This is a genomic window from Terribacillus sp. AE2B 122, from assembly GCF_902497585.1.
GTDB lineage: Bacteria > Bacillota > Bacilli > Bacillales > Amphibacillaceae > Terribacillus > Terribacillus saccharophilus_A.
The window spans coordinates 211-12284 of record NZ_LR700950.1; the positions used below are offsets into that span (position 1 = coordinate 211).

General features: G+C 41.8%; 12 protein-coding genes and 1 tRNA gene. 4 read left to right on the plus strand and 9 right to left on the minus strand.

What is annotated here, in order from left to right:
• The first annotated feature begins 1 nt into the window (after window position 1).
• Window positions 2-74 (plus strand) — tRNA-Thr (locus AE2B122_RS16950).
• Window positions 75-175: 101 nt separating this feature from the next.
• Here the strand turns inward: AE2B122_RS16950 and AE2B122_RS16955 are convergent.
• Both AE2B122_RS16955 and AE2B122_RS16960 read right to left on the minus strand, forming a co-directional pair.
• A complete protein-coding gene (locus AE2B122_RS16955; protein WP_175074829.1) occupies window positions 176-907 on the minus strand; it encodes an SDR family oxidoreductase in 732 nt (243 codons plus the stop codon).
• A gap of 55 nt (window positions 908-962) precedes the next feature.
• Window positions 963-1211 (minus strand): Atu4866 domain-containing protein, encoded by a 249-nt coding sequence (locus tag AE2B122_RS16960; RefSeq protein WP_095220790.1) that lies wholly within the window; start codon window positions 1209-1211, stop codon window positions 963-965.
• 129 nt (window positions 1212-1340) lie between these two features.
• Between AE2B122_RS16960 and AE2B122_RS16965 the strand changes: the two genes are divergently transcribed.
• Complete coding sequence (locus AE2B122_RS16965; protein ID WP_175074830.1) at window positions 1341-2252, plus strand: AraC family transcriptional regulator; 912 nt, start codon at window positions 1341-1343, stop codon at window positions 2250-2252.
• Between the two features lie 44 nt (window positions 2253-2296).
• Here AE2B122_RS16965 and AE2B122_RS16970 read toward each other — a convergent pair whose 3' ends face one another.
• From AE2B122_RS16970 to AE2B122_RS16980, 3 genes are read right to left on the minus strand one after another with little or no spacing between them, the layout of a single operon-like run.
• The gene (locus AE2B122_RS16970) at window positions 2297-3934 is read right to left on the minus strand and encodes an FAD-dependent oxidoreductase (RefSeq protein WP_175074831.1); all 1638 of its coding nucleotides are present in this window, start codon (window positions 3932-3934) and stop codon (window positions 2297-2299) included.
• 12 nt (window positions 3935-3946) lie between these two features.
• The gene (locus tag AE2B122_RS16975; RefSeq protein WP_095220793.1) at window positions 3947-5245 is read right to left on the minus strand and encodes an arsenic transporter; all 1299 of its coding nucleotides are present in this window, start codon (window positions 5243-5245) and stop codon (window positions 3947-3949) included.
• A gap of 19 nt (window positions 5246-5264) precedes the next feature.
• On the minus strand, window positions 5265-5609 hold the full coding sequence (locus AE2B122_RS16980) for a metalloregulator ArsR/SmtB family transcription factor (RefSeq protein ID WP_095220794.1): 345 nt from the start codon (window positions 5607-5609) through the stop codon (window positions 5265-5267).
• A gap of 118 nt (window positions 5610-5727) precedes the next feature.
• On the opposite strand from AE2B122_RS16980, the gene AE2B122_RS16985 reads away from it, so the two are divergent.
• A complete protein-coding gene (locus tag AE2B122_RS16985; protein WP_175074832.1) occupies window positions 5728-5940 on the plus strand; it encodes a hypothetical protein in 213 nt (70 codons plus the stop codon).
• Here AE2B122_RS16985 and AE2B122_RS16990 read toward each other — a convergent pair.
• Window positions 5935-7131 carry a sodium:proton antiporter gene (locus tag AE2B122_RS16990; protein WP_175074833.1) on the minus strand — a complete coding sequence of 399 codons (1197 nt, stop codon included), beginning with the start codon at window positions 7129-7131 and terminating at the stop codon, window positions 5935-5937. The two genes, AE2B122_RS16985 and AE2B122_RS16990, sit on opposite strands and share 6 nt — an antisense overlap.
• A gap of 169 nt (window positions 7132-7300) precedes the next feature.
• Between AE2B122_RS16990 and AE2B122_RS16995 the strand changes: the two genes are divergently transcribed.
• Window positions 7301-8017 carry a YebC/PmpR family DNA-binding transcriptional regulator gene (locus tag AE2B122_RS16995; RefSeq protein WP_095220796.1) on the plus strand — a complete coding sequence of 239 codons (717 nt, stop codon included), beginning with the start codon at window positions 7301-7303 and terminating at the stop codon, window positions 8015-8017.
• A 47-nt stretch (window positions 8018-8064) separates the two neighbouring features.
• On the opposite strand, the gene AE2B122_RS17000 is transcribed toward AE2B122_RS16995, so the two are convergent.
• From AE2B122_RS17000 to AE2B122_RS17010, 3 genes are all read right to left on the minus strand, one after another.
• Window positions 8065-9510: an SLC13 family permease gene (locus AE2B122_RS17000; RefSeq protein ID WP_175074834.1), complete on the minus strand. Its 1446-nt coding sequence runs from the start codon at window positions 9508-9510 to the stop codon at window positions 8065-8067.
• Window positions 9488-10693 carry a glycerate kinase gene (locus AE2B122_RS17005; protein WP_175074894.1) on the minus strand — a complete coding sequence of 402 codons (1206 nt, stop codon included), beginning with the start codon at window positions 10691-10693 and terminating at the stop codon, window positions 9488-9490. The genes AE2B122_RS17000 and AE2B122_RS17005 overlap by 23 nt, the downstream gene beginning before the upstream one ends.
• A 333-nt stretch (window positions 10694-11026) precedes the next feature.
• A complete protein-coding gene (locus AE2B122_RS17010; RefSeq protein ID WP_095220797.1) occupies window positions 11027-11773 on the minus strand; it encodes an SDR family NAD(P)-dependent oxidoreductase in 747 nt (248 codons plus the stop codon).
• Between the last annotated feature and the right edge of the window lie 301 nt (window positions 11774-12074).

Below are 12074 nucleotides of genomic sequence, written 5' to 3' on the forward strand. Positions count from 1 at the left end.
TGCTTCCTTAGCTCAGTCGGTAGAGCACCACCATGGTAAGGTGGGGGTCAGCGGTTCAAGTCCGCTAGGAAGCTTAGAAAAAAGTATTAGAGTTTAATTACTCTAATACTTTTTTTGATTCTATAGATATTTAACTATAGAGCCCTATCATACTAAGAAAGAACTTTTCTACAATCTAAGATGATAAAGAAGGTCTTACAATCAATTCACTCACATCGATTTCTGCAGGCTGTGAAATTGCATAAAGAATGGCTTGTGCAATAGCAGAAGCAGGAAGGGCTTGTCGTCGATACTCGATCATAGCTTCACTCGCTTGTTTATCGGTAATATGATTAGCCAATTCTGATTCAGTTACACCGGGTGAAATTAGAGTTGAACGAATGTTATTCGTTGCCTCCTGTCGTAAACCTTCCGTGATTGCGCGGACTGCATATTTGGTTGCGCAATAAACTGCTGCTGTTGGGGTTACTTCGTATGCGCCTATAGAAGCTATATTAATAATATGTCCGTTATGCTGTTCCTTCATCAGAGGTAATGCAGCACCAATACCATGGAGGACACCTTTTATATTCACATCAATCATACGATTCCATTCATCGATTTTCAGAGCTTCCAATTTAGATAGTGGCATTACACCAGCATTATTTACAATTACATCAATTCTTCCGTATGCCTTTGTAATTTCTTGTACTGTATCCTGCATTTGTTCAAAGTCCGTAACATCCAACTGCTTATAATCGGCTGTATATCCTTTTTGGCGGAGAGTGGATACAACTGTTTCTAATTTATCTGTTCTGCGGGCTGCCGCAATCACAATAGCACCATTTTCAGCCAACAATTCTACAGTTGCTGCTCCGATACCGCTGCTTCCTCCGGTGACAAGAACAACTTTATTCTTTATACTCATGCTTGTATCTTCCTTTCAAATATAATTTTGATAGGAGACTCTTTGTTTGACCACATTAGCCGTGGTCACGATATAGAATCATCCCTGCGTGATATAAGATTCCGTTACGAAAATCTCCATCAGCTGTGAATCCAGTATCATCTTGATATTCAATGTGGTCACCTATTATCTGATAATTACCTGTATAGGCGCCTTCGACATTACCGCGAGCTTCAACATAGCGTCCTTCGTCTAGTAGTTCATGCCTGATATACCGATCTTTAGTGACCCAGAGTCCAGCATAAGAATGATTAATAGTCTTCAATCAATATCAACTCCTTTTTCTGATCTACTATTAGTATCATGGAAAGTGAATATGGAGCGGTAGCCGGCGTCTCTTTAATTCTTGCCCTATCCTCCAAGACAATGAGTTCAACAAAGGAGGATGTATTCCATGTCGTCAGAAGGGCAATTGCAATTGAGAGAAGCCGAGCTTACAAAGCTGGTCTCAAGATTTGCAACCAAGGATGGTACGAATCTTACACGTATCTCTAGTCTGGAATTTATTCGATCTGTAAAGCCGCTGAAGCCTATACATACAATGCATGAACCTGCGTTGTGCATTGTTCTGCAAGGAAGAAAATTGGTATCCGTTAATGGGGAAGAGTTCTTTTACCGGAAGGGCGATTACTTAGTCGTAGCAGTCGATCTGCCAGTTATCGGAGAAATTTTAGAGGCAAGTGAGACGGAACCATATTTATGTCTTCGATTGAATTTTAATTTACTGCAGATAGCAGAGGTCTCAAAAGAGTATAAGCATCACGCCACCAACAAAGGTATATCTGAGAGAGGCATATTTGTAGATCAGACAGATGAAGTTATTGTGGAGGCGTTAATCAGACTCGTGAAGCTACTGCATACTCCTGAAGACACGGAAGTACTTGCACCTCTTATTATCAAAGAAATCCTTTACCGTATCATGCAGGGAAAGCACGGTGACAGAGTAAAAAACCTCGCTGCCAAAGGGAGTAAGTTATCTGAAGTAGCTGCTGCTCTATATTATTTAAAGAAGTATTTTTCTCGAGAAATAAAAATAGATGAATTGGCTAAACAAGTAAATCTTAGCCCGTCAGCTTTATACCATCATTTTAAACAAGTTACAACAATGACTCCTATTCAATACCAGAGGGCATTGCGGCTTCAAGAAGCAAGGCGGTTAATAATTGGAGAAGATATTAAAGCGGCTGATGCAGCCTTTAAAGTTGGATATGAAAGTCCTTCTTATTTTAATCGGGAGTACAGAAAAATGTTTGGAAAGCCGCCAGGAATAGATCGAAAAGAGAATCTGAAGATATATAATACGTAGTTCATTCAAAGCAAAAGCCGCATACAAACGTATGCGGCTTTTGCTTATTTTCTGTACTTCTGATAGTTCTTATTCCCGCCAGAGAGATTGTACACTTCTTCAAATCCCATATTCCTGAGTATATTTTGTGCAGCATTGCCTGTTACGCCACTGTTGCAGTAGCATAAAGTTGGTTTTTTCGGGTCGAGTTCTTTCGCTTTCTCCCTCAGCTCTGCTAAAGGAATACTGACAGCTTCAGGCACATGAGAAGTGTTATATTGATCTTTAGCCCGTGTATCGATAATCTGGAAGTTTTCTCCTTGTTCCAGCCTATGCTGCAGCTCTTTTGGTGTAAGCAGCTTATTATGCTTCTTTATGGCGTTATCGAGCGCCATGCCAGTGTACATGACGGGATCCTTTGTTGTGCTGAATGGTGGGGCATATGCTAGATCAAGATGGAACAGGTCCTCTGCTTTGGCACCGAAGGTCATAGCAGTGACGAATACATCGATACGCTTGTCCACGCCTTCTTCTCCAACTGCCTGGACACCAAGCAGTTGGCCGGTAGCTCGGTCAGCAATTGCTTTTATGATAATCTCCTTGCCTCCAAGATAAGCAGCGCGGGCAGGTTTGATATTATGCAGTGTTTCGATATCATACCCGTGTGCAAGAGCTTCTTGTTCGTTCATGCCGGTCTGCCCGACAGCTAATTCGAATACACGGACAATGCCGGTGCCAAGAATACCTCGGTGAGCAGAAGTGCCTCCGGTAATGACGTCACCAGCTATACGTCCCATCTTATTAGCGGTGGAACCAAGCGGTCGATAGAGCGGTTTACCAGTGATAACGGAGAAGCTTTCTGCCACATCTCCGACTGCATATACATCCGGCAAATTGGTTTGCATTTTTTCATTTACTGCAATTGCTCCGGTTTCTCCAATTTTGATGCCAATCTTTTCAGCTAAAGCTGTATTTGGCTGAACACCAACAGCCAGGAAAACTATATCAGATGCAATTGTATCTCCACTGGAGGTAATGACGTCTGTATTCGTAATACGGACAGCTTCTTGTCCGAGAAGCAAGTTTACACCATGTGCTTCCAAAGTATCTGCCACATGGTCAGCTATATCTTTATCCAGATGTTTCATTACCTGATTGCTGCGCTGGAGTATGGTTACTTCAATTCCTAGATGAGTGAGTTGTTCGGCCATTTCCAATCCAATATAACCGGCGCCGATAATAGTAGCTGTTTTCGGCTTGCGGGATTCGATGAACTGTTCGATTGCACCAGCATGTTGTATTGTACGTACGTGAAAGACATGGTCGAGCTCTGTGTCTTCTATGTCTGGTGTTAACGGACTAGCACCAGTAGCAAAGACGAGAACGTCATACGTGTCCGTCACTGTTTCTTTTGTATCCAAATTTTTAATAGTTAGGGTTTTAGCAGCATGATCTATATCAATTACTTCATGTCTTGTCTGAATCGAGACATTATAACGTTTCTTGAACCAAGCTGGATTACGCGGATTCAGTGTCTCCAGATCCTCGACTTCATCACCGACAAAGTAAGGGATGCCGCAGACGCTGTAAGATATATCATAGTCCCTGTCATAAATGCGGATATCTGCTTCTTCGTTGTTTCTGCGTGCTTTTGCTGCCACTGAGGTACCGGATGCGACGGATCCTATTATACGGATTTTCATAATATCTCTCCTTTAATGGATGATGGATAACCAAATATAAAGTCCTGTTAGTGTTATGAACAGCGTTGGTATAGTTAATATGATTCCTGTCTTGAAATACGCTCCCCACGATATTTTGACACCTTTTTGGGAAAGGACATGGAGCCATAGCAGCGTAGCTAGTGAGCCGATTGGTGTGATTTTCGGACCAAGATCAGAACCGACCACATTTGCATAAACAAGGGCTTCCCGTATAGCATCGGAAGTGGAAGTCTGGGAAATCGCAATCGCATCAATCATAACTGTCGGCATATTATTCATGACTGAAGACAGAATGGCTGCGATAAAGCCCATACCGATTGTTCCGATGAACATACCTTGGTCTGCGACATATTGGATCGCATCTGCGAGTATATCTGTGAGGCCTGCATTCCGCAATCCGTAGACAACGACATACATACCGATAGAGAAGAAGACGATATTCCACGGTGCACCTTTCACAACTGCTTTTGCTTCAACGGCTGGACTGCGCCGTGCAATAAGCAGGAAGAAGATTGCAATTGATCCAGCTACAAAGGAGACGGGGATATGAAAGAACTCGCAGACGATATAACCGATCACTAATAGGGTTAATACATACCAAGATAGTTTAAACATTTTTCGGTCTTTAATCGCCGAGGACGGCTGCTTTACATAACTTATCTCATATGTGCGAGGGAGACGTTTTCTGAAAAATAAGTAGAGCACAAGGATGCTCGCGCCGAGTGAGATCAAATTCGGAATGATCATACGCGAAGCATATTCCAGGAAAGTGATGTTAAAGAAATCGGCTGATACAATGTTCACCAGGTTACTTACAATCAGCGGCAGTGAAGTAGTATCTGCGATGAACCCACTTGCAATTATGAAAGGAAATACGAGTGCTTCGTCAAAACGTAGTGCTCGTACCATGGCCAGCACAATTGGTGTCAGAATTAAAGCTGCACCATCATTTGCGAAAAAGGCGGATACGATGGCACCTAATACACAGACATAAACAAACATCTTTACGCCATTTCCTTTTGCTGCAGCGGCCATATGTAAAGCGGCCCATTCGAAGAAACCGATGCTATCCAATATTAGTGAAATCAAAATGATAGCCACAAACGCCAAGGTAGCGTTCCATACGATGGAGGTCACTTCCCATACGTCCGTGAAGTCGACCACACCAGCTAATAGAGCGAGAATTGCACCGCTGCAGGCTATCCAGCCGATATTCAAATTCTTCGGCTGCCAGATGATTAGTATAAGTGTGATAAGAAAAATGATACAGGCTAGAACAGTTGTTAACATGTGTATAAAAACTCCCTACTTAACAAGTTATTGCTTCTGCTTTGGTACGCAGCCTTACAAGCTGCTCGTCATACTCGTCCAGCTGGCCGAGAATTTGCTCCACCAAAGCGTGCTGTTCACAAGTCTCGTTAAAACGATAGTAGCGCCATTGCCCGCGTCTTTCTTCGTAAACAAGACCTGCTTTTTTATATTTACGCAAGTGCTGACTGATTGCCGGCTGGCTGACTTCGAACATGTCTACCAGTTCACAGACACAATACTCCTTTTCGGTCAGTAATTTCATTAGCAGCAGACGTGTGGGATCATGAAGGATCTTTAAAGTCTCTGTGAGCTTTTCAGTAGATAAAGCAGCTGTTTCTGTCATCAAAACTCCTCCTTCTGAAACTAGTATATAAGCAAATTGTTATATAAAGCAATTGTTATATACTTATAATAAACAGAGAAGTAGCGTGACATCCTCAGATTAGAAGGGAGAGTAATCTATGATTCTCAATAAAGGCGGAAAGCTGAGTACTGCATACTTTTTATCTTATTTAGAGCTTGTTGCAAGCTTCAGACAATGTGGCACAGAGGAAGTTTATGATATAGTCTTTGACAGGCTATTCGACCGGGATAAAGCAAAACTTGGTTCAGCTAGCTTTCAAGCATTCGAGACTGCATATGAACAATTCAGCAAAAAGCCGGAATCCTTATGAGGATCCCGGCTTTTTCAATATAAGCGACAGCGGATAAATAATAATGGTCTGAAGGATGAGGGATAGCAGCACAGCGCCGAAAGAAAGAGACAATATTTGATGGTTGGCTGAAAGCTCAGCCTGCAATGTTAAAAGCAGCACGATGCTCATCGTTCCCCTTACACCTGCGAATGTCAGAATAACTGTACCTTTCCAATATAAGAGTTCACGCCATTTTTTACTTGGCAGGGCGATTAAAGCCATCGCTAAGAAACGTACAACTATGGATAGGACAAAAATGAGAAGGAGAAATCCAAAATGTTTCCATTGAATATACTGCATGGATACAATCCCTAGGACGATGAACACCAAGGAGAGAATAGTTGGCTCGATAATACTCCAGAATCCCTCCTGGCTATGTCTGTAATAATCCTCATCGTCAGACTTCTGCAGTTCATAGGAAAACATGATACCAGCGGTCACGGTAGCCAATATACCGGATACACCGATAAGCTCAGCCAAATAAAAGCTCCCATAGGCGATGATGATACTGATCATTACTTGGTAGGTACGGTGTTTTAAGAAGTAGATATTTTTTGACAATACCCAGCCGAATAAAGATCCGATAAGTACACCTCCGATAGAAACAAATAGAAATTCCTTTACGAGATGAAACAGAGAGAATGACTCGCCTGCCGTATACATACTTGATACAATGGTGAAAATGACGACACTCGTCCCATCGTTAATCATGGACTCGCCTTCGAGAATCGATGTATATTTCTTGTTCACGTTAGATTCTTCCAACACGGATTCGACGGAAACTGGATCAGTAGGTGTAAGGATAGAGGCGATTAACAACGCCCCAATGAACGATAGGGATAGAAATAAGGAACCGATGCTCCAAACAGCAAGACCGAGTAATAGTGCTGTCGCCAGCATACCAGCTGTACTCAATAATCCGAATAGCATTCCATATCGCCTTAATGCTTGGTAGGAAAATCGATAAGCAGAAATGAATAACAGCGCAGGCAGGAATCCTTTATAAATCAATTCCCGGCTAATGATGACATCTGAGAAGTATGGTATGAATGACAGCATGACACCGGTCACTACCAATAAAATTGGGACTGGTAACTGTTTTTGTCTCTTGTCCAAAGCGTAAAAGATATAGCCGATTGCGAGAAAGATGATTAAATGTTCTGGTGTCATAAACAGCCGCCTTTCTTTAGGTTTCTCTATTACATAACCTATATATTTACCGGCTAATCTTATAAGCAAGCAGCACGAGTTTTAGTACTCCGAATTTTACTGTATAATGGTAATAGCAATCATTATTTCACACACAGTTTTAAAATAGATTGAAAGAGAGTGTTCAACAATGGGACGTAAATGGAACAATATCAAAGAGAAGAAAGCTTCGAAGGATGCCAATACTAGCCGGATCTATGCCAAGTTCGGCAGGGAGATCTATGTAGTTGCCAAACAAGGCGAGCCGGATCCGGAAGCCAATCAGGCATTGAAGTTTGTCTTGGAGCGTGCGAAGACGTACAACGTACCGAAAGCGATCATCGATCGTGCAATCGAGAAAGCTAAAGGCGGCGGCGAAGAGAACTACGACGAAATGCGCTACGAAGGTTTCGGGCCGAGCGGCTCTATGATTATTGTTGATGCATTGACAAACAATGTGAACCGTACAGCTCCTGAGGTTCGTGCTGCATTTAGTAAAAATGGCGGAAACATGGGTGTCAGCGGATCTGTTGCATATATGTTTGATGCGACAGCAGTCGTCGGTATCGAAGGCAAGTCCTCAGATGACGTATTGGAGATTCTGATGGAAGCTGATGTCGATGCACGTGACATCATCGAAGAAGACGATGCGGTCATCGTTTATGCAGAGCCTGATCAGTTCCACGTTGTACAGGAAGCTCTTAAGCAAGCTGGAATCGAAGAGTTCTCTGTTGCTGAGCTTTCTATGCTGGCACAGAATGACATCACCCTTGATGCAGAGGCACAGGAGCAATTCGAAAAGCTGATCGATGCTCTTGAAGATCTAGAAGATGTGCAGCAGGTATATCATAATGTCGATTTAGGCTAAAGTGAAAAAAAGCAGTGCCACCGTGGCACTGCTTTTTTCATCTCATCTTATAGAGATAGTCCCGTCCATTTCCAATAAGTAAAATAAAACAATAGGGTAACAAGTACATAAATCGGCATGAGCAAAAGACTTATCTTAAGTAAATTTTTAGCGTCGTATGTGCTATCACCTTCTTCATAATAGAGAAGCAGAGCCTTTGAACTGACAGGGAATGTTACACAGTAATTCATTCCTATTAAACTTAAAAACACGATAGTATCAAGTTCTACACCGATAGACTGTCCAAAAAGGATTAAACTTGGTATAAAGACGATGGCACGCGTTGTATGTGAAGTGATATATAAATGACTGGTAACGGTTAAGATGGATAGCAGCAAAACAATCGTCCATTCTGAAGCTCCTGCGAATAAATGCAAGTAATGCATCACTTCTTCTTCCATCCAGCCTACAACACCCGTATCCACTAATACTTTCCCAAGAGCTGTGGCGGCTGCCACAAATAAAAGCAAGTTCCATGAAATGGCCTTTATTCCTTGTTTCCAGCTGATCACGCCATAGCGAGGTATCATAAATAACAATGCACCAATCATAGTGACAAATGCAATATCGTACCCATGGATATTCTCAGTAATCCATCCAATAATCAAACCAACAAGTATGATAATTGTCTTTTTCTCTATCTTTTTTATAGATGTGTCCTTATGCGCATTTTTAATAGAAAGTACATCGCTGCTATCTGACGTTATGTGCTTCGGCCATAAAGTTAATTTTACGATATACATTGTTATGAAAGTGATAACGATTGTAAAAGGCACTCCCCATATCAGCCATTGCATGAATGAGATCGATTGGTCCGTTGTACTTTCCAGTAATCCTATACCAATTAAATGGGAACCAGCACCTATTAAAGTTGCTGAAGTGCTCATTAAAATGATAACTGGAGCTAAAATAGCTAAAAATTCTTTTTCCTTACTTGAAAAGTGAGTACCTAGTTGCTTGATAATTGGCATGGATAGGGCAGCCCTTCCTGAAGTGGAAGGGATAAAAGGCGCCGTTAATCCTAATGCAAGAGTAAAACCGCGTATCAAGGAATGTTTCGATTTAGCCCGATACAGGATAGCATGGCTGAACCGTTCAGCAAGTCCTGATTCTTTAATGCTCTCACCAATCACAAATGCCCCGAGCATCAACCATACAACTTCTTCACTGAATGATTGATAAAGCAGTTGAGGTTCGCCGGCATTCATAAATATGATAAAAGCTATAAGCGAAACAGCAACATATCCAGCGGGTATCTTTGTCGTGCTCCAAAGTGTCATTGCGGACAAGAAAGCAAAAAGCGATACTTTTGCGGCATAATCCATATCTGTCATAATGACTAACAAGAGGATAAACGCATGAATAATACCAATAAAACGTGCGTTGCCAGGGATTTCTTTAGTCCGTTTGCCGAGGTGCTTTTTACTTCTTCTATAACGGTTCACTTGTTCCATGAGATTGGATCCTTTCTTTCGAGATCCTTTGGTCTGCTAATTCCACACCTATTGTGATTTGGCGCAGGATACATTCTACACTCTCTTTGATCCATCGAGGTGCTTTCGATATAGCTTTCTCTAAGGTGACGGGGTATTGGATGATACTTACGTATGCATCGATACCTGCTTTGTAATTGTGTTCGGCTCCGCGTCCAATTGTGCCCGTAATCGCTATGACAGGTATATTGTATCTTTTTGCGATCCGTGCAACTTCACAAGGAATTTTTCCATCAGGTGTCTGGAAATCAATACTGCCTTCACCGGTTATAACGAGGTCCGCGTCGGCTATTTTTTCTTCAATCTGAATGTAGTTTTTAATCAAGTCGAATCGGGGGTGCAGCTTTGCGCCTGTAAATGCAAGAAGTCCTGCTCCCAGCCCTCCTGATGCACCACTCCCTGGTGCATGGCGAACGACCATACCTGTAGATTCCTCAATTAGTGCAGCGTAATGATCAAGTGAAGCTGAAAGGGCATCAACTTGCTCGGCTGTTGCTCCTTTTTGCGGTCCAAAAACTCTCGCCACGCCACGGTCACCACACAATATATTCTTCCAGTTGCAAGCAACATCAATAGAAACGTCATTCAGTCTGTTGGGTAGGGCAGATGTGTCTATTGATATCGCTTTCATTAAATCCGTGACGGACCTTATAGCAATACGATTCTGCTTTTCATCCAGGAATACAGCACCAAGAGCTTCGGCCATACCTGCGCCGCCGTCAGACGTACCAGAATCACCGCAGCCAATAATTATCTTATTGACCTGTTTGTCTAAAGCATCAAGAATTAATTCGCCCACGCCATATGTGGTTGTTTGCAGCGGATTCCTCAATTCTGTTGGTACTAGCTTCAAGCCAGCAACAGCAGCCATTTCTATCACTGCTGTGCGTGTTTCTCCCTCTTGAAAAATACCATAATGGCTATCGATCTTCTTCCATACAGGTCCAGTAACAGTCTTATGAATTAACTCACCGTTCTTGATCTTGACAATGGCTTTTGCAAAGCCTTCTCCTCCATCTATCATAGGAAGTATCTCTGTCTGGATAAAAGGTTCGAACTTTTTTGCACCTGCTCCCATTGCAACAGCCACTTCCTCTGCATCAAGACATTCTTTAAAACCTGAGGGAATCATAATAACCTTCATCATCTTTTTCCTCCAATATATTTTTAATACTGCTATCATAGCTTTCAAAAAGGTGTATTCACTGTGAAGTACGTTAAGGTTAGATTAGAGATTGATGAATATTCAGAAAAAAGTGAGTGATGTGTTTGCGCAGAGGGAGGGGAGAAGTAAGTATTTAGAGGATTTGAATTAAAAACCAGTAAAGAGCAGAGATTTTCATAACGAAATCCTGCTCTTTACTAATTAAAATTATACAATTCCGGATTAGTATATATTGCATTTGTTACAAGAGAATAGAAAGGTGCATCATTTACGACCGGGCTATGGCCAGAAAGCTGAATGTACATGAAACAGTTATCGCATAAGTGTGCCGCCATTCACATGGATAGACTGCCCCGTAATAAATGATGCTTGTTCTGAAGCTAAAAAAAGCGTCATTTCAGCAACATCAGATACATCTCCCAATCTTTTCAATGGAACGCCATTTATGACTTTTTCTCTGTATGTATCATCCCACTGCTCGGTCATATCCGTTTCAATTGGACCGGGACAGACGGCATTCACCCGTATGTTATGACCAGCCATCTCATAAGCCAGGTGCATGGTCAGATAATTGAGTGCTGCCTTGGATGCACCATAGGCAGGAGTAGCATTTTTATGTGGCGTGCTTGCTGTTGTAGAGCTGATATTTATAATCACACCTTCCTTGTTCTCTACCATAAAAGGCAATACGGACTGGCTGATTAAGAAAGCACTGGTCAAATTCGTTCGAATAACATTCTCCCAATCGTCCAGAGTGGTTTGGAGAGTAGGAGTTCGTTTGTTCATACCTGCATTATTAACTAAGACATCAACCTTTTGAAACTTCGAGCTAATTATTTCCTTGATTTGATTTGCGGTCTCAGGACTGCTAGCATCACCTAATACATTAAAACATGTGCCGCCTTCTTTTTGAATGGCATGCTGAAGGTCTGCCAATCGTTCGCTGTTACGACCGTTGACAATGAGTGACGCTCCATGCCGAGCAAAGGTTAGGGCAATTTCTCTTCCGATTCCTTTTGTGGCACCAGTAACTACGACAACTTTGTTATGGAATGACAAAATAATCCCTCCGATGTTTTGAGTGAGAAAAAGAATATACGTTTAAAAGATAAACAGTTAGTGAATTAATCCCTAGTAAAATCATGATTTCATTGTATATTTGTTGCTAAAGTAAACAAATTCGCATACGTTTATTGTAAGCGCTTAATCAAAAGGTTGCAATCGGATATTGAAAAATGTGTTATGAATAGGAAGGAAGTCAACTAACTAGTTAAGGAGGAGTTCGATTTAGTAAACTAAAAAAGAGGCTGGGACAAAAGTGTTTTAGCCATATAAAAAACCGAACTATATTGTAAATCTT